The organism is Treponema bryantii (genome assembly GCF_036492245.1).
In the GTDB taxonomy this organism is placed as follows: Bacteria; Spirochaetota; Spirochaetia; order Treponematales; family Treponemataceae; genus Treponema_D; species Treponema_D bryantii_C.
The window spans coordinates 752,259-770,802 of record NZ_AP025286.1; the positions used below are offsets into that span (position 1 = coordinate 752,259).

Sequence of the window (18,544 nt, forward strand, 5' to 3'; positions counted from 1 at the left end):
GAAGTGTTTATATGAAACGATGGTATCTTTTTTCTGGGATTCTGGCGGCGCTGCTGGGGCTTCTGGTGATTATTTTTCCTGCTTTCTGGATTAAGCTCGTTGTTGTGATTATTGGGCTTGCGGCGATTGGGTATGGAATTTACAGTCTGAAGTTTACCAAGGTTATTTCTGATGATGCGGGCTACCGTAAAACTATTCTGATTAAGAGTATTGTAAGTATTGTTGCTGGTGCGATGGCTGTGCTTTTTCCGCTTGCGATTGGCGGCGCGGCCTGGTCTGCTATGATCTGGGTGCTGATTTTTTACCTGCTGCTTTCTGGTGCTGCGGGCTTTTATGCTGCGGCTCTGCTGAAGGATTCCGGGGTTGAACGTAAGCGCTATATCATCGAAAATCTTCTGCTTCTGGCTGTTGCTGTTGTTCTGATTCTGATATCCCCACGTTCTCTGGGCAACGCTATTATCCGCCTGATTGGTATTATTGTTCTGGTTGGCGGCCTGTGTCTGATTCTTTTTGACGTTTTTTCAAACCGCAACGTTGTAGAAGGCGAAGTGGTTGAGGTGAAGGATGAGGAAGTAAAGCCTGCTGATGAAGAGAAGCCGGCTGACGGCGAGTAATTGAAAGTAACGTAATTTTCAGTTATTATATAAGAACTGTTCGCATTCCGGGCAGTTCTTAATTTTTTAACAAAGAGGGTAAATATGGCACATTGCGTAGTTCCTGCTGCTGAAGAAATTTTGGACAAGGAGTATCCTGTTCTCGACAAAGGTTTTGTTCGTCTTGTAGATTATTTTGGTGGAGACCAGCGTATTGTTCAGTCTGCCCGTGTTTCATATGGTGAAGGAACTAAATCTGTGAGCCAGGACGGCGCCCTCATTGATTATCTTTTGCGTCATCAGCATACTTCTCCGTTTGAGCAGGTTGTAATGACTTTCCATGTTAAGATGCCTATTTTTGTTGCCCGTCAGTGGGTTCGCCATCGTACTGGCCGCATGAATGAGGTGTCTGGCCGTTACTCTATTATGAAAGAAGAATTCTATGTTCCTGCTGAAGACAAGGTTGCTCCTCAGAGTAAGGACAATAAGCAGGGCCGCTGCAACGAAGCTTTTGATAAGGAAACTGCTGATAAGATTATTGCTCAGCTTGTGGCTGGTCAGAAGGAATCTTACGAAAACTACAGCGAGCTTTTAGACAGTGGTCTTGCCCGCGAAATTGCACGTATAAATCTTCCTCTTTCTTTATACACTGAATTTTACTGGGAGATGGATCTTCACAATCTGTTCCACTTCCTTAAGCTCCGTCTGGATTCTCATGCTCAGTATGAAATCCGCGTATATGCTGAAGTAATCCTTGAGATGTGCCGCAAGGTTGCACCTATGGCTACTGAAAGCTTCATCAACCATATGAATGAGGGTGTAAACTTCAGTGGTGAAGAAATGGATGCTTTGCGTAAGGTACTTGCCGGTGAGCCGAACCCTCTCGAAGGCAAGAAACTTGACCGCTTTAACGAAAAAATTAAGACTGGGGTTCAGTTGTAGAAAACTCCACGTCATTGCGAGTGCAGCGAAGCAATCTAAAAATGGATTGCTTCGCTGCGCTCGCAATGACGAAATATAAATACTATGAAGAAACTATTTTTACCTTTAATCATTCTTTTTACCCTCTTCTTTACTGCCTGCAGTGACAAGGTGATGGGCTACTCTGTTGTGCTCTGGACTATTCCTGACCAGCAGATTAAAAGTGGTGACACTGTTCCTGTTTACATCAAATCTAATATTTCGCATGTATATGTAATTGGAAATAAAAACGGCGAGAAGCTTGAGGTGGCTTTGTGGCAGCTTACTGAACCTGTGAGAAAAAGTAAGGTTAAGGCTGTTGCTGCTAAGTATGCTGAAAATGCGGCTACTTATGCTTCTGTAAAACTGGACGGGCTTCCTTGCCGTGCTGAACCTGTAAATACTGCTAAGCAGGTTTATCGTCTCCGAAAGGGTGAGGTTATTAAGATTCTCTACAAGGGTAATGGTCAGGCTCCTATGGCTGGCAAAACTGCTCTTGAGGGTGACTGGTACCGCATTCTCACTGGCGACGGTACTATGGGCTGGTGCTTTTCTTACAATCTGAATCTTTATGAAACGGATGCAACCGGTCAGCGTGTTGGCGGTGGTGAAATTGTTGAAGCTCAGGAAGAAGATGCTCACTGGGATACTATTGTGGCTAATACCTGGTATCCGGATTATTTCCGCACTATGATTGACAGCCATAATATTGACCTTGGTCTTATTCATCCGCTTTATAAATTTACTATTGATTTAGAAGGCAAGAAGGTTTCTCTGAATACTAATGAGATTCATGAGAGCTGGGATTATGATGGCTTTACTAAGACAGATGACAATGAATATTCGTTGAACGGCATCTCTATGAAGATTATATATCGCCGTGCAAACTACATTGTTCTTCGCTATACTGATGCAAGCGGTAAGCCTCAGGACCTCAACTTTGTTACTTTGTCTGAAAGTGTTGCTGATATTGTTAATGCAGAAAAGGAACGCCGTTCTCAGGCTTATATGCAAATCTGGTCTCACGGCCCGATTTTCTCAAGTTCTAGCTATGGTAAGATTTCATTCAATGAAGACGGTTCTTTCCGCTGGAATGGCTTTAAGCTGCTTGTTCCTTCTGTAATTGATGCAGGAACCAAGAGTACCGGTTCTGCTTTGGTTAAGTATTCGCTTTCTAAAGATCTGGCTGCTTCTTACGATGGTGTTCTCACTATGAAATTTGATGGAATGAGTCGCGAAGTAAACTTCCTTTACAAACTGGAAAATGGAGCTTTGCGTCTCGAAGATACTACGGGTGCAACTTTAAGCGGAAGTCAGTTGAAGAGCCGCGGTGTGAGCCCGGTTATTGTTTACATGAAGAAATAATATGGCATTTGTACAATTTTCCCAGGTCTCACTGGCATTCGGTGACCGGGATATCTTAAAAAATGTAACTATCAATTTACAGACTGGCTCTAAGGTTGCGCTCACTGGTGCAAACGGAGCCGGCAAATCTACTCTCATAAAGGTTCTGGCTGGTCTTGTTCCGCCGGATAGCGGAAGCCGCGCTGTTCAGAAGGATTGTCGCATTGCATATCTGCCTCAGAGCGGACTTACTCATCACGGCTGTACTTTGCGCGAAGAAGCTGATAAGGCTTTTGAGTTCGGCTATGAGATGCAGAGAAAAATCGATGAGATCGGTTCTCAGCTGGAAGCAGGGCAGGGTAATACTGATGCTCTTGTAATTCAGCAGTCGGAGTTGATTCAGGCTCTTGATGATTCGGGCTGGCACCGGCGAGATGCTATGGCGGAGAGCGTTCTGCTTGGTCTTGGTTTTAGCCGCTCTGATTTTGACCGCGACACTGCCGAGTTCTCCGGCGGATGGCAGATGCGTATTGCTCTGGCGAAGGCTCTTATGCAGGGGCCGGACATCCTGCTTCTCGACGAACCTACAAACTATCTTGATATTGAAGCAAGAAGCTGGCTTGAGCAGTTCCTGCAGAATTTCCGCGGCGGCTTTTTACTTGTCAGCCATGACCGTTATTTTCTTGATGTTACTATAAACGAAGTTTATGAACTTTTTAACGGCGACCTTAAGCGCTATCCCGGAAACTTTTCGCACTATGAAAAAGTGCGCGAGGTTGAACTTAAAACTCTGATTGCCGCTTACGAGCAGCAGCAGGAAGAAATCAATAAACTTGAAGATTTTATCCGCCGCTTCGGCTATAAGGCTACTAAGGCTGCCCAGGCTCAGGAATACATGAAAAAGCTTGAGAAGATGGAACGCATTGAGATTCCTGAATCTCTGAAAAAAATCCATTTCAGTTTTCCGCCGGCTCCGCATAGTGGCAGACTTGTAATGAGGCTTCATGATATTACGAAGTCTTACGACGGCAAAACGAATGTTCTCGATAAACTTGAACTGACTCTTGAAAACGGCGAGCGGCTTGTTGTTGCCGGACGCAACGGTGCGGGTAAGTCTACTTTGCTGCGAATTATTGCAGGTGAAGACAGTGCATTTACCGGTGAGGTTGTACCGGGTGCCGGCGTAAAGGTAGGCTACTTCTCGCAGGATAACGCCGAGACTATTAAAGGAAAAGAAACAATTTTAGACTACCTCGAAGCAAGGGCTCCTCTTGAGCTGATTCCAAAGCTCCGTGATATGCTTGGTGCTTTCCTGTTCCGCGGTGACGATGTATATAAATCTCTGGACGTTTTGAGCGGTGGAGAAAAGAGCCGTATTGCATTGCTGCAGCTGCTGCTTAGCCCTGTAAATCTTCTCGTTCTTGATGAACCTACAAACCACCTCGACATCCATTCTAAGGACGTTCTGCTTCAGGCTCTCCGCGGTTTCGGCGGCACTGTAATTTTCGTAAGCCATGACCGCGGATTTATCGAGCAGCTTGCCACAAAGGTTCTGCACCTCGAGCACGGCCAGTACAAATATTTTGTCGGCGGTTACGAGTTCTACATGGAGCAGATGGAAAAGCAGGAAAATACAGAAGGAGGGGAAGGTTTACCCCGCTCTAATGGGGAAGCCGTTAAAAAACAAGCTGCGGCAGCGGGTTGTTTTAGGCTTGACCTTCAAAATGCGCACAATCAGGCTATGCCTGATTGTCCTTCGTTGGAGAACTCGGCGAAGCCTGCTCAGCTTTCCTGGGAAGAACAGAAACGTCTCGAATCCGAGCGCCGCAAGATTGAAAAAGAAGTAGCCCGCCTCGAAGCCAAAATCTCCGAACTGGAAGCAAAAAAATCCGAGCTCGAAAACAAAATGGCCGACCCTGCGGTATATTCAAATGGAGAAAAAGCAAAAGCTGTTCAGCGCGAGATAGAAGCCGTGACCACCCAAATCGACGAGACCACCGCCGCCTGGGAAGCCGCTGCCGAAAAACTGGGATAAGGAGATAGTAAAATGGAAGCAGCACTTTATTTAATTCCCGTAACCTTGGGCGAGACTGAAATCTCTCAGGTTCTGCCACCTTATAATCATGACATCATTGTGGGCATTAAGCATTTTATCGTAGAAAATATCCGCTCGGCACGGCGCTTTTTGAAGAAGACTGAAAAGGCGATTGATATAGATGAGCTTACTTTTTACGAGCTCAACCGTCATACAGACCGCAAGTTTATCGGCGAGTTTCTGGAGCCGCTCAAAAAAGGCCTTCCTGTTGGAATCATCTCTGAGGCGGGCTGCCCTGCCATTGCCGACCCGGGAGCCGATGTGGTTGCCATAGCTCAGAGCCGCGGCTACAAAGTTGTTCCTCTTGTTGGTCCTTCTTCTATTATTATGTCTGTTATGGGAAGTGGCTTTAATGGCCAGAGTTTTGCCTTCAACGGCTACCTTCCAGTGGAAGTTCCTCTGCGAATTAAAGCTCTCAAAAAACTGGAGCAGAAAGTTCAGAACGAAAATCAGACTCAGCTTTTTATTGAAACACCATATCGCAATGCCAAGATGATTGAAACAATTCTTGGCGCCCTGAATCCAAAAACAAAACTGTGTATTGCGGCAGGCATCACCTGCGCCGAAGAATACATTAAGACCCGTACCGTTGCCGAATGGAAAAAAGAAAAACTTCCAGACCTCGGTAAAATCCCCGCCATCTTCGTAATTGGCAAATAGAAAATTAATCGTCATGCAGAACAACTACCCGTCATGCTGAACTTGTTTCAGCATCTATAAAAATAGACCCCGAAACAAGTTCGGGGTGACGGTATATGCCGGGATGCCGGTGAGTCTTTACGTCAATCTTGTATTCCATTATATTGTAACAATGGATTTTGCCTTTATTCAAAAAGTCTTGCCGATGTACAGGGAAGCGGCGGTTCTTACGCTGCGGCTTGCACTCATTGGAATTCTTTTATCCCTGGTGCTTGGACTTGTCTGCGCTCTTGTAAAATATTTTAAGGTGCCGGTGCTGCGCCGAATTGTTGGCGCCTACATTGAGCTCTCTCGCAACACACCTCTTTTGATTCAACTCTTTTTTCTTTACTTTGCTTTTCCGAGAATGGGAATCAAACTGAGTTCTGTTCAGTGTGCAATCATCGGACTTACATTTCTGGGCGGTTCTTACATGGAAGAGACCTTCCGTTCCGCCCTCGAATCAGTTTCCAAAATTCAGATAGAAAGTGCCCAGTGTATCGGCCTTACACCTCGTCAGGTTACCCAGTACGTAATTTTACCCCAGGCTGTTTCTGTTTCAATCCCAGGCTTCTGTGCAAACGTTATGTTTATGATTAAGGAGACTTCGGTATTTTCTGCCGTTGCCCTTGCTGACCTAATGTACGTTGCAAAAGATTTAATTGGACTTTATTACAAAACAGAAGAGTCTCTGCTTCTGCTCTGTCTTGCATATTTTATCCTGCTCTTGCCGATTTCCCTGATTGCGGCATTTGCCGAAAGGAGGCTGCGTTATGCCCAGTTCGGACGTTAATATGATTGAAGCAATCAGACAGGCCTTTGGCGTTCTCACAATGGGAACAAACTTTATACGTCTTATGGGCGGCCTCTGGGTAACCGTCTGGATTGCTCTTGTTTCAGTTGCTTTTTCTATTGTTCTTGGTTTTTTGTTCGGCATGCTGATGACTATGAAGAACCGTGGTGTACGTGCCCTTTGCCGCATCTATCTTGAGTTTATGAGAATCATGCCTCAGATGGTTCTTCTCTTCCTTGCTTATTACGGACTTACCCGCATGTTCAATATTTCTTTGAGCGGCGAGGCTGCAAGTATTCTGGTTTTTACCCTCTGGGGAACTGCTGAAATGGGCGACCTGGTCCGTGGTGCCCTCGAAAGCGTGCCGAAACATCAGTACGAAAGCGGGCGAGCAATCGGGCTCACAGAACGCCAGATTTTCTTCTACATAATAATTCCACAGACCCTGCGCCCGCTCCTGCCATTGAGTATGAACCTCATCACCCGTATGATAAAAACCACCTCGCTGGTAGTTTTTGTCGGTGTAATAGAAGTTGTAAAAATCGGTCAGCAGATTATTGAGGCCAACCGCCTTACTGTGCCAACCGCCAGCATCGCAGTCTACTTCGTAATTTTCATGATGTATTTTTTCGTCTGCTGGATTTTAAGCCTGGCAGCCCGTGCAGTGGAGAAGAGACAGAAGAAATAGGAGATCTAAAATGGCATTACTTGAACTTAAAAATATAAGGAAATCTTTCGACCAGAACGTAATTCTTAAAGACCTTTCACTCACCGTAGAGAAGGGCGAGGTCATTGTAATTCTCGGACCGTCGGGCTGCGGTAAATCGACACTGCTTCGTTGCATCAACGGCCTGGAAACAATTCAGGGTGGCGAAATCCTCCTGGACGGCGAAGTAATTTCTAACCGCAAAAAAGACATGCACCTTATCCGCCAGAAAATCGGTATGGTTTTCCAGAGCTACGATTTGTTTCCCCACCTCACTGTAATGAAAAATCTTTTGCTTGGTCCAAAGCACGCCCACGAAATGAATTTCAACATGGACGAGGTCCAGAAAGAAGCCGAGGCCTGGCTTGAACGCGTAGGCCTTGCCGACAAGAAAAACTCATATCCACGGCAGCTGTCGGGCGGCCAAAAGCAGCGAGTTGCAATCGTCCGCATGCTCTGTATGCACCCCGAAGTTATGCTCTTCGACGAAGTTACCGCCGCCCTCGACCCCGAAATGGTCCGCGAAGTCCTCGATGTTATGATGGATCTTGCCAACGACAAAAAGACCATGCTCATAGTTACCCACCAGATGCAGTTTGCCCGTGCCGTTGCCGACAAAATCGTCTTCATGGACGCAGGCGAAATTGTCGAAGTCTCCACCCCAGAAGAGTTCTGGACAAATCCAAAGACAGAGCGTGCAAAGAAATTCCTGAGCAACTTCGAGTTTGAGAGTCGCAGAAAATAATTTATTCTAGTAAATCATTTTTCATTTTTTGCAAAAGAGAGTATTTGTTATCGTTATGAAATATGTCGTTTTCGATTTGCTCTTCTGTAGCTGGAATTATTGAATTTGAAGTTGTAGTTTTCTGATTATTTAATAATTTACATATTTTTTCTATATGTGAACGGGGATATCGTTTTCTTAAGTCAATAAGATAGAGTCCGTTCATTTTTATTGCCTGGGAGTTATACCGTTCTTCAAGTTGAAATAGATTAATGATTTGCTTGTTATGTGAGTTATTATCAGTATCAAAACTGAGTTTATATATTTCGGCAGTTTTCTGAGATAAGGGGGAATAATGCCAGATTTCATATTTATTTTCAGATTTTGAAATCTTAGGAAGAAAACGTATTGTTACCATTTCCTTGAAATTGTATTTTTGACTTACGGGAGAACATTTTAATAAATTGCTTTTGTTATTCTTATTGATTTGTATTACTTCTGCCTTTTTTACTCTTTCATTACAATATTGACATGAAGGGACAAAGTTATACAACGAAAGTGCAAAAAAAGGATACAAAGATTTTGGAAAGAAATGATCTAAATCATAAATACTCTTCTTTTTTTCATTATATTCATAAAAACCTGTGAAAGCGGAATCACAGTATGGACATCGCCAAAGTTCTAGGTCATTTGTATATTTATTAAAAAAATCTTGGATTTTATGATATTTCCCTTCATAGTTAAATATTTTTTTATTTTCAATTTCTTTTATAAGAGAATTATTAATCGCAAAATTACAGTCTGCAAGAATTTCAACTAATTCTTCGTAAGGAGCAATAAATAAGTCTTTTAATTCATATTGCTTTAGTTTAGAAAATCCAGAATATTTTGAAATCAGATTTTCCCAAGAAGTTTTTAGTTTTTTATATTTTTTTGAATCTTTTATGTCTTTTTTTATCGAAAAAAGAGTTTTAATGTATTCTTCTTCAAACGATTTTTTATCTATTTTTTCAAATAGTTCTAAATATTTAATTCGATTCATTTTTTATTTTGTTCCTCAAGAATTTCTAATTTTTCAATTTTTACCTGAAGTTCCTTTTTTCTTCTTGCAAAGTAACTTTCTCCTTGCATTGATGCAATAATATTTTGGAATGTTGTTCTTAAGTAATCATCTGCAAGATTATTGACGAAAGTTAATAAATTTTTTACTTCATTGTTGTTATCTTCCGATAATCCTTTTTCAATCACATTTTTTGGGGGTAGGTATTTACTTTTGATAGAGTTTTTTTCTTCTTTAGTTTTTTTGACGTCGTTCAAATTATTATAGTCTTTTAATATTTCATTGATCTTTTTTTCTGCAACAGCACCTATCGAAGATTCCATAAAAAATTGATTGTGCAATAAATCGTAGAAATTTGCTCCAAGCGTTTTGGTAGTAAAATCCTTTTTGGTTCCTTCTGTCAGGCTGAGGAGATTAGTTTGTGGTATATCACTTAGAATAAAAGGTGAGTGAGTTACGATGGTTATATTGATTGATTTTACGTTTGAAAAATTGCTGCGTTCAATAACGCCTAATAGTTTTTGAATAAAAGTTCTTTGAAATTCTGGATGATAGTACAATTCAGCTTCATCGAATACAAGATTGATATATTGATAGCCAATTTTATTGGAACTGGATGCATTTTTTATATGGTATACAGCATAGCTAAGAGAGTTCATTAATTGACTTTCACCGGAACTTAAAGATGCAAGTGTTTTATCATTTTCAAAGTACAGCTCTTTATTAAAATATGGGGGAAGAAGATTTATAAATATATTGTCATAACTATAAGCAAGATTCTTCTTATTTATGAAATTTATAAATGTATCAGAATCTTTTTTTGAGTCGTCTATTACAATAATATTTTTATTATTGAAAATTCCTTTTATCGTTTTATTTCCGATGTAAAAATCAAGATTGTTTAGAAATTTAATACACTGTTTGATCTTCAGATTCATAAAGTTTGTTGCTGTTTTTGGATCCAACAATTCTTGAATTAGTTCTTCTATTATATTCATAAAAGAAGCTGGATCAGATTCATATTTGTTTAATACTTTGTATTTTAATTTAGGTTCTGTTGAAGTGTGATTCGATTTATCTAAAAATCTATTGGCATATTCATCATAAAACATGCACATTTTCAGAATCTTGTAAGCTAAATAGTTTAATGTGTTTTCTTGAATCTGGTCCCAAATAACATCCTTATCAAGATTATTTATTAACGGATCTTTGTATTCAGTTATTTTTTCTGGAGTGAATAAAATAGCCTTCCATTTCTCTTTTATTTGCTTGTGAATTAAGTTTATAAATGCAGAATCATATAAGTCTTGATAGGATACATCGTCTTCTTCATTTTCTGTATTTCGTATTGTATTTATGAGCTTATTCGTTATCACTTTTTCATATGATTTTTTTTCTTTTAATTGATAGCAATATTTTATTGGTTGTTGATTTTCTACAAAGTTCTTTTTTGTTTCTGCATATACTAATAAGGATAGAGTTGTAATTCTTTCTTTTGCAAGGTTTAATTCTTTTCTTGTATCTACGGTTGCACAGTTGTCTTGTTTATAAGGAACTAAAACGATAGGTGTAAAGTAACCATCATTTTTATGGAATAACGTATTCATCCATAATTCTTCTTTTGTACCAAAATCTGAAGAGACTGTAGAATTTGAATATAAGCTATAATTTGTTCCCACAGTATAAAAAAGATTCATTTTTAATATTTCTAATAATTCTTTTTCGTAGTCTAAATAATTTGTACTTGTAACATCAGTCTCTTGATCCATCAAATTAAATTTATTTTCAAGCACGTTTTCTTTTTCATGTTTTTTATTGATTTTAATTAATGAAATTTTTCCAATAAAATTTTGTTCTTTTTTTAGAATTTTCCATTTTTTGTTTTCTTCAACCTTTATTTGGTATAGTTCTTCATCTAAGATATAATATAGTTCTGCATTAAAGCCAGTCGACCAAATTGGGGTAAAATCCTGGTTGTATGATTTTAGATAATGCTGTACTTTGCAAGCCAGGTTATTTATTATTCTGTATTCAAGAGAGAGTAAACTTGATTTTCCTGAACCATTTTTGCCTACAATGCAGTTTATGTTGACTGCTGGTCTGTTGTCTATCTTATATAGGAAATGGTTGAAGTTTTGATTTTCGTTGATATTCTTTAAGAAGCTGGTATATGTGTTTTTATCAAATTTTTCCGTAAAAAAATTATGACAATCTGGTATTTCACCAAATGGATACCAGCAGTACTTGTCTGAACCGTATTGTTCTTCCGTTTTTAAATTTTTTATAACTTTTGGGTCACCGCTATTTAAATAGATACCTAAGATTTGCATTTTTTAATCCTAATTTTTCTTTTTATTATTAACCATAAAGTCAAATAAGTCCAGTAATAAAATTTATTAAAAAAACGCATTAAACCTATTGATTTAGTAGGTAATAACGTGCTATAAGTAATCATCTTGAAACTTTAGAGAGGTGAACTTATGAAAAAATCGATTAAGACTATTATAGCGCTGGGCCTTCTTGCTCTGACTTCTGTTTCTGCTTTTGCTAAGAGCAAGGCTAAGTACCGCACTGTTGAGCAGATTAAGAAAAGTGGAACTATTAAGATTGCTGTTTTCAGTGATAAGAAACCATTCGGCTATGTTGATGAATATGGCCAGTATCAGGGCTACGATGTTTACTTTGGAAACCGCATAGCTAAGGATCTTGGCGTAAAGGTTAAGTATGTTCCTGTTGAAGCTGCTGCCCGTGTTGAGGTTCTAGAGACTGGTAAGGTTGACCTTGTTCTTGCTAACTTTACTGTTACTCCAGCCCGCGCAGAAAAGGTTGATTTCGCTCTTCCATATATGAAGTGTGCTCTTGGTGTTGTTTCTAATGACAAGGATTTGATTACTAAACCTGAAGATTTGAACGGCAAGACTTTGATTGTTTCTAAGGGAACAACTGCTGAAACTTATTTTACAGAAAATTATCCAAAGGTAAATCTTTTGAAGTTCGATCAGTATTCAGAAGCTTACAATGCTTTGCTTGATGGTCGTGGAGTTGGTCTTTCAACTGATAACACTGAGGTTCTTGCATGGGCTATTGAAAATCCTGGTTTTTCTGTAGGAATTGAATCTCTTGGTTCTCTTGATACAATCGCTCCTGCTGTAACTAAGGGAAACACTTCTCTCTTGAACTGGATTAATGATGAGATTAAGGCTCTTGCCGGCGAAAAGTTCTTCCATGCTGATTATGAGGCAACTCTTCGCGCTGTTTATGGTCCTAAATCTGATGCAGATTCTCTCGTTGTTGAGGGCGGAAAGCTTTAATTTTCCGGTGGTTGAGCCTGTCGAAAACACCTTACAAAGAAGTTAATTCTTCTGCATTTGCCCGGATGGCTTTCTGTCTGTCCGGGCTTTTTTTTCATATTCCCATTTACATAGAGATACAAATTTTTCTATAATTGCAAAAACGTAATATCAAAAGCGAGGAATTTATGAAAAGATTTTATCCTAAGTCAATTATAGCTGCATTTATTTTTTGCCTTGTACTGACTTCGTGTGCATCAACTCCTTCGGCTTCGAAGAAGGCTCCTGCAATTCTTACCAAAACTGACAGCCGCGCTTTCTGGCGCATCGACGGAACCGACAAAAAGGGTAACCCAAGTACTGTTTATATTCAGGGAACTTTCCATCTTGGTGATGAAAGAATTTTCCCTCTTTCTGAAGAAGTTCAGCAGGCTTTTATAAATGCAGACCGCCACGCCGGTGAGATTTCAACTCAGGGCTATATCGATCTTGCAGCAGCTGGACCTCAGCTTAATGCTCCAAACAAGGACGGAAAGCTTGTAACTGATTATCTTACAGAAGAAGAAAAAGCTTTCGTTCAGATGGCTTTCGGCGAGAATCTTGCAATTGTAGATCCTCTTGAGCCATGGCAGATTAAAACAGCCCTTGCTCTTTTAATTTATACAAACACGGGCCTCAGTGCAGAGTACGGCCTTGATAATAGTTTTGTCGCAACTCTTTCTCAGAATAATTGCGAGTGGGATGGTCTTGATGAACTTCAGGTTCAGCTTGATATCATCACTTTTGGTGACTACGACACTCAGATTAAAATGCTCAAGGATATTCTTAAAGTTTTCCTTGATGAAAAAGAATCTGAGGAGCTTACAAAGTCAACTGTTGAACTTTATGAAAGCTACGTAACTGATGACATGAAGAAGATGGAAAAGCTTCTTACAAAATCAAACAAAAAAGATGAAGACTCAGACCAGCTTTATATTGATTACAATCACATGGTATTCCGTGACCGAAATCAGGAGTGGGCTCAGGACATCACAAACTATCTTGATGAAGGCGGAACAACCTTTATCTTCGCAGGCTGTGGTCACTGGCTCGGTCCAGATTCAACCTTCAAATTCTTAAAGAAGATGAAGACTATCAAATAAGAAAAAATACCATATTAAAAAAAGCTTTCCTTGACTTGGAAGGCTTTTTTATGTTACATTCATTGCATTGGACCAGATGCCCTTCAAGTGTCTATCGCAAAACCCCGTCAGAGGAGGAATCCAGCAGCGGTATGCGTTTAGAGCTGTGCTTGGGATTATCTGGTCCTTTTTTATTTTAAAAACTCAGTAATTAGTACTTCCACCTGGCGGGTGCGCAGGTTGAGGCAGAGAAAGTCCGGGTGGTATATGTCGCCATTTTTGAGTTCCAGGGGGAACTCGTAGCGGTATGGGATCTTGTGCCGGTAGAGCGAGTCTGCAATTATGACCTCAGACTTGGAACGCACGCGTTCTCCGCGGGCTGTAAAGAACTCCGGCGCGTCTGGTGCAAAAGGTCGGGGGTGACACTTTACGTTGCGCCAGAGTTCTGCGTATTGTTCGTCTGGCAGGGTTGCAGGTGTAATAAGGAGACGGCGGGCGCGGCACTGAGTTTCGTAGAGGGCGGGGATTTGGGGACCAGCGGCCGCAAGAAGACCTTCGATTGCAGTTATCTGGCGGCGCAGAATCTTTATCAGATTCTGGTCGTATTGTTTTTGAACAAGTTGTCTGGCAAACTGGAGCTGCGAGTGGGGGATGTAGGTGCCTCTGGTGTCTCCCCGGTCGGTGATATTGTAATACTGCAGCTTGCGGCCTCCGTGGGCTTGCGCAATGCGCAGGTGGCCTTCTGGAGCTTTTTTCAATAATCGAAGTTTCTTGTTGAGCAGTTAAGTTAATTCCTGCTGTCGATTTTTCAGTTTTTCAGTGAAATCTTCGGGTGGAAGTTCTTCATAATTCAATTTTTTTCTCCTTTTTCGGCCATGTGGGCCTATAAAAAGTGTTTGTGGAATTGTTTTATAGGCCCAAAGTCCCTGTGCAGGCCAAGGGGGCGGAGGTCCGGCGCTTTTGGGGGAACTCGGAAAACTCATGGATTCTCAGGACAGCCTGCCCCCGCAGAGGGGGTAGCGGACAAGACCGGAAGGAGTGAGCGAGCCGGAGGCGAGCGAGGGACTGAGGACTTGGGAACGAGGGGGATTCTTCCCCCCCTTTTTTTATTATAGGAAAAAACACTTATTCTATTGAACGAAACATAAAAAATCATTAAATTATACATTGGTATACGAGGGTCTCTTGGAGAGGCTGTTGTATATACAGAAATTGGTCCGGTGCCTGTGTGGGTGCAGGGCCTGATAGGAGTTTTTAATGACTGTATCTGACATTAAACATGCTGGTATTAAGGCATGGATCGAAGAATGTGTTAAGATGTGTGAACCTGACGAAGTTGTTGTTGTTGACGGTTCTACAGCTGAATATGACCGCCTTATGAAAAAGTGTGTAGACGCTGGTTTGGCTACACCTTTGAAGGCAAAAGAGAACTGTTTCTTGTTCCGTTCTCTTCCAAGCGACGTTGCTCGTGTTGAATCAAGAACTTTCATCTCTTCTAAGAAGGAAGAAGATGCTGGTCCTACAAACCACTGGATTGACCCAGTTGAACTCAAGGCTACAATGAAGGGATTGTATACAGGTTGTATGCACGGTCGTACAATGTATGTAATTCCATTCTGCATGGGTCCACTCGGATCTCCAATCGCTAAATACGGTATTGAGCTTACAGACTCTGAATACGTTGTATTGAACATGGACATCATGACACGTGCCGGTGAAAAGGTATGGCAGTACGTTGGTACTGACGGTGACTGGGTTCCATGTCTCCACTCTGTTGGTAAGCCACTTAACAATGGTGAAAAAGACAACGGCATCTGGCCTTGTGCTGATGTTGAACACAAATACATTTCACAGTTCCCAGAAGAGCACCTCATCTGGTCTTACGGTTCTGGATACGGTGGAAACGCTCTTCTTGGTAAGAAGTGTTTCGCTCTTCGTATTGCAACTGTTATCGCTCGTGAAGAGGGATGGCTTGCAGAACACATGCTTATTCTTAAGCTCACAAACCCTAAGGGTGAAGTAAAATATGTAACAGGTGCTTTCCCAAGTGCTTGTGGTAAAACAAACCTCGCTATGTTGATTCCTACTATCCCAGGATGGAAGGTTGAAACTGTAGGTGATGATATTGCATGGATGAAGTTCGGAAAAGACGGACGTCTCTACGCTATCAACCCAGAAGCTGGTTTCTTCGGAGTTGCTCCAGGAACTTCTGCTGAATCTAACAAGAACGCTCTTATTTCTGCTGAAAAGAATACTATCTATACTAACTGTGCTCTTACTGAAGACGGTGATGTATGGTGGGAAGGAATCGGATATCCTGCAAAGGGTAAGCTTGTTGACTGGAAGGGAAATACTCGTGATGCTCTTCCTAAGGACAAGTCTCCTAAGGGTGAAGAATTTGCTCATCCAAACGCACGCTTTACAGCTCCTGCTAAGCAGTGTCCATGTATCGCATCTGACTGGGAATCTCCAGAAGGTGTACCTATTTCTGCTATCCTCTTTGGTGGTCGCCGCCCTTCAACTGTACCTCTCGTACACCAGGCTCGCTCTTGGAACCACGGTGTATTCCTTGGATCTATCGTAGGTTCAGAAATTACTGCTGCTTCTACAATCAACGCTGCTGAAGTTGGTAAGATCCGCCGCGACCCATTTGCTATTCTCCCATTCTGTGGATACAACATGGGTGACTACTTCCAGCACTGGATTGATGTTGGTGCTAAGGCTGATCAGGACAAGCTTCCTAAGATCTTCTACGTTAACTGGTTCCGCAAGGACGAAAACAATCCAGACCTTCCAGGTGGATTCATGTGGCCAGGATACGGTGACAACAGCCGCGTTCTCCAGTGGATTTTCGACCGCTGTGACGGCGTTGACAATGCAGTTGATACACCAATCGGACTTATGCCAAAAGATGGTGCTATCAATACTGACGGTCTTGCTGACTGCTACAAGAAGACTCTTCCAGAAATCCTCAAGGTTGATGTTGAAGGATGGAAGAAAGAGGTTAAAGATATTCGTGAGAACCACTATCCAAAATTCGGTGCTCACCTTCCAAAAGAGCTCAACACTATTTTGGATGACCTCGAAAGCCGCTTGAACAAAGCATAGTGTTATATAATAAATAACAGATCCCGCTCATGATTTACCGTGGGCGGGATTTTTTTTGATGTAATATGATTCGAAAATATTTACCGACCATTGCTGCCTTTTTACTTCTTGTTTTTACCTCTTGTGTGAGCCGTCCGCAGTTTTCTGTTGAAGACGAGGCTCTTTTATATCCTGTTTCATCTTATGTTCCGGATTCTTTTGAATGGCAGGAGGTTTGCCCCGGCATCTCCCGTTTTGATTACAAAAACTCCGGGTTCCCCATAATTTACCACGTTGTAAAAATTGATCTGACTCTCGCCGGGCTTTCTCTCTCTTGTTTCCCGGACAAAGGTGGTGCTCAGCCGTTTATTTTCCGCGGCCTTAAAACTAAAAACTTTGCGAAAAAATATGATTGCACTGTGGCTGTAAACCTTTCTCCATTTGCAGGAAAGAACGGTGCCTGGGATTTAGCTGCAAAACTTGGTACTTCCCGACAGATTGTCGGAGTTCATGTTGCAGACGGCCTGTTGCTTTCTGCTCCTGTGGAGCGTTATGCGGCTATTTATTTCAAGAGTGAGGTTGATGATGTTGGTCAGAATTACTGGCTGGCCTCAATAGAAAAAAATCAGTCTGAAAAAGCTGCGTCAGAAAGTGATTATGCTTTCGGTGGTTTTTATGTAGTTCTCGAAAACGGTGAGGTAATTGATTCCTTCCGCCGAAATCATGATACAAGAACAGGCTTTGGAATTTCTGACGCCGGTAAAACTTTATTTATTATGGTTGCAGAAGGCGAAAACACCTCAAAAAGTGAAGGGCTTTCGTATCCCCAGTGTGCAGTAATTTTTAAGGCACTGGGCTGTACTGATGCTCTGGAAATGGATGGCGGTGGGTCTTCTGAACTCTGTATAAACGGAAAAAGTATTCTTTCTTATAAAAATCTCCGGACTCAGGCAAATAGTCTTGGTTTTTCTGTAAAAACTCCAGGGGACTTAAACTAATCTGTAATATAGTATATAATACCTATGTTTATATTATATACTAATAGTGAATGGAGTTTTTGTATGGACGAGAATCCTACTATCCAGAATGCAAAAGAAGATGAAATTAGTCTTATAGATTTATTTGCTGTTTTATTAAAGCATAAATTTCTGATTATTGGACTTACTGGTGCGGCTATGATTTTTGCCGTAGTTATTTCCATTATTTCATTAAAGCTTTCTCCTGAAAAATCTTTCCTTCCAAATAAATATACACCAAAAGCTCAGATGCTTATCAATGATGATTCTTCTGCTACGGGTGGCCTTTCATCTATGCTCAGCTCAAGCGGACTTGGCAGTCTTGCAGGGCTTGCTGGTGTTAGTGTTTCCGGTGGTTCTTCTAACAGTGCTCTTGCAGGTTATCTTGTAAACAGTAATACAATTCAGGATGCTGTTGTTGATAAGTTTAATCTTATTGAACGTTATAAAATCAAAAAATCACCGAGAGCTGCAAGCCGTGAGGCTCTTAAAAAGGTTTTGACTTCCAATTTTGATACTGACACTGGAGTTTTCAGCATCAGCTTTACAGATACTGATCCAGAGTTTGCACGTGAAGTTGTTAATTATGTTGTAGATCTTATTGAAGCTCGTTTTAATGAACTTGGAATAGACCAGAATAAGCTTCAGGAAGCAAATCTTAAAGAAAATATTCAGCATTCTTATGATGAAATTCTTTCTCTCCAGAAGCGCATTCAGACTCTGGAGCAGTCGGTTTCAAATATTTATAATCCAAGTTCAGCTCCTTCAATTATGCTTGATTCTTCTTTATTAAAGCTTGAACTTTCTGCTCAGCAGCAGATTTATTCTCAGCTTAAAGTTCAGTATGAGTCTCTTAAGGTTACTATGGCGAGTGAACAGCCTGTATTCCAGATTCTCGAATATGCTGAAGTTCCAGACAGAAAATCAGAGCCAAGCCGTGGCAAGCTTTGCATTATTATCACTTTTGCGGCATTCTTTCTTTCTGTATTTCTTGCCTTTGCACTTAATGCGGTAGAGAATATTAAAAAAGATCCGGAAGCTATGTCAAAGCTCAGTTCATCAAAAAAATAAATAAAG

General features: G+C 41.1%; 16 protein-coding genes and 1 other RNA gene. 14 read left to right on the forward strand and 3 right to left on the reverse strand.

Annotation, left to right across the window (positions count from 1 at the left end; translation table 11 throughout):
- The first annotated feature begins 11 nt into the window (after window positions 1-11).
- From AABJ44_RS03670 to AABJ44_RS03705, 8 genes are all read left to right on the forward strand, one after another.
- Entirely contained in the window at window positions 12-614 is a 603-nt protein-coding gene (locus AABJ44_RS03670; RefSeq protein WP_338370519.1) for a DUF308 domain-containing protein, read from the forward strand.
- 84 nt (window positions 615-698) lie between these two features.
- The gene (gene thyX, locus AABJ44_RS03675) at window positions 699-1,535 is read left to right on the forward strand and encodes an FAD-dependent thymidylate synthase (RefSeq protein ID WP_338370520.1); all 837 of its coding nucleotides are present in this window, start codon (window positions 699-701) and stop codon (window positions 1,533-1,535) included.
- Window positions 1,536-1,619: 84 nt separating this feature from the next.
- Window positions 1,620-2,918, forward strand: a complete 1,299-nt coding sequence (locus tag AABJ44_RS03680; RefSeq protein WP_338370522.1) for an SH3 domain-containing protein — start codon at window positions 1,620-1,622, stop codon at window positions 2,916-2,918.
- A 1-nt stretch (window position 2,919) separates the two neighbouring features.
- Window positions 2,920-4,932 carry an ABC-F family ATP-binding cassette domain-containing protein gene (locus AABJ44_RS03685; RefSeq protein ID WP_338370524.1) on the forward strand — a complete coding sequence of 671 codons (2,013 nt, stop codon included), beginning with the start codon at window positions 2,920-2,922 and terminating at the stop codon, window positions 4,930-4,932.
- A gap of 12 nt (window positions 4,933-4,944) precedes the next feature.
- On the forward strand, window positions 4,945-5,652 hold the full coding sequence (locus AABJ44_RS03690) for an SAM-dependent methyltransferase (protein ID WP_338370525.1): 708 nt from the start codon (window positions 4,945-4,947) through the stop codon (window positions 5,650-5,652).
- Window positions 5,653-5,803: 151 nt separating this feature from the next.
- Window positions 5,804-6,463 (forward strand): amino acid ABC transporter permease, encoded by a 660-nt coding sequence (locus tag AABJ44_RS03695; protein WP_338370526.1) that lies wholly within the window; start codon window positions 5,804-5,806, stop codon window positions 6,461-6,463.
- Window positions 6,444-7,151 (forward strand): amino acid ABC transporter permease, encoded by a 708-nt coding sequence (locus AABJ44_RS03700; RefSeq protein ID WP_338370528.1) that lies wholly within the window; start codon window positions 6,444-6,446, stop codon window positions 7,149-7,151. The genes AABJ44_RS03695 and AABJ44_RS03700 overlap by 20 nt, the downstream gene beginning before the upstream one ends.
- Before the next feature lie 10 nt (window positions 7,152-7,161).
- Window positions 7,162-7,914: an amino acid ABC transporter ATP-binding protein gene (locus AABJ44_RS03705; protein WP_338370530.1), complete on the forward strand. Its 753-nt coding sequence runs from the start codon at window positions 7,162-7,164 to the stop codon at window positions 7,912-7,914.
- Window position 7,915: 1 nt separating this feature from the next.
- On the opposite strand, the gene AABJ44_RS03710 is transcribed toward AABJ44_RS03705, so the two are convergent.
- Together AABJ44_RS03710 and AABJ44_RS03715 are read right to left on the reverse strand one after the other, a co-directional pair.
- A complete protein-coding gene (locus AABJ44_RS03710) occupies window positions 7,916-8,935 on the reverse strand; it encodes a hypothetical protein (protein ID WP_338370532.1) in 1,020 nt (339 codons plus the stop codon).
- Window positions 8,932-11,283 (reverse strand): hypothetical protein, encoded by a 2,352-nt coding sequence (locus AABJ44_RS03715; RefSeq protein WP_338370534.1) that lies wholly within the window; start codon window positions 11,281-11,283, stop codon window positions 8,932-8,934. Before AABJ44_RS03715 ends, AABJ44_RS03710 begins: the two co-directional genes overlap by 4 nt.
- A gap of 150 nt (window positions 11,284-11,433) precedes the next feature.
- Here AABJ44_RS03715 and AABJ44_RS03720 point away from each other — a divergent pair, with 150 nt between their 5' ends.
- The 3 genes from AABJ44_RS03720 (at window position 11,434) to ffs (ending at window position 13,553) form a co-directional block, all read left to right on the forward strand.
- The gene (locus AABJ44_RS03720) at window positions 11,434-12,264 is read left to right on the forward strand and encodes a cysteine ABC transporter substrate-binding protein (RefSeq protein ID WP_338370536.1); all 831 of its coding nucleotides are present in this window, start codon (window positions 11,434-11,436) and stop codon (window positions 12,262-12,264) included.
- A gap of 167 nt (window positions 12,265-12,431) precedes the next feature.
- The gene (locus AABJ44_RS03725) at window positions 12,432-13,385 is read left to right on the forward strand and encodes a TraB/GumN family protein (protein WP_338370537.1); all 954 of its coding nucleotides are present in this window, start codon (window positions 12,432-12,434) and stop codon (window positions 13,383-13,385) included.
- A 70-nt stretch (window positions 13,386-13,455) separates the two neighbouring features.
- Window positions 13,456-13,553: signal recognition particle sRNA small type (gene ffs, locus AABJ44_RS03730), an RNA gene on the forward strand.
- Window positions 13,554-13,555: 2 nt separating this feature from the next.
- Here ffs and AABJ44_RS03735 read toward each other — a convergent pair.
- Window positions 13,556-14,122, reverse strand: a complete 567-nt coding sequence (locus AABJ44_RS03735; RefSeq protein WP_338370539.1) for a PDDEXK family nuclease — start codon at window positions 14,120-14,122, stop codon at window positions 13,556-13,558.
- 499 nt (window positions 14,123-14,621) lie between these two features.
- On the opposite strand from AABJ44_RS03735, the gene AABJ44_RS03740 reads away from it, so the two are divergent.
- The 3 genes from AABJ44_RS03740 to AABJ44_RS03750 all read left to right on the forward strand — a co-directional run bounded on the left by AABJ44_RS03740 (window position 14,622) and on the right by AABJ44_RS03750 (window position 18,538).
- The gene (locus tag AABJ44_RS03740) at window positions 14,622-16,472 is read left to right on the forward strand and encodes a phosphoenolpyruvate carboxykinase (GTP) (protein ID WP_074643312.1); all 1,851 of its coding nucleotides are present in this window, start codon (window positions 14,622-14,624) and stop codon (window positions 16,470-16,472) included.
- Between the two features lie 65 nt (window positions 16,473-16,537).
- A complete protein-coding gene (locus AABJ44_RS03745; protein WP_338370541.1) occupies window positions 16,538-17,449 on the forward strand; it encodes a phosphodiester glycosidase family protein in 912 nt (303 codons plus the stop codon).
- 63 nt (window positions 17,450-17,512) lie between these two features.
- Complete coding sequence (locus AABJ44_RS03750; protein WP_338370542.1) at window positions 17,513-18,538, forward strand: GumC domain-containing protein; 1,026 nt, start codon at window positions 17,513-17,515, stop codon at window positions 18,536-18,538.
- The last annotated feature ends 6 nt before the right edge of the window (window positions 18,539-18,544 follow it).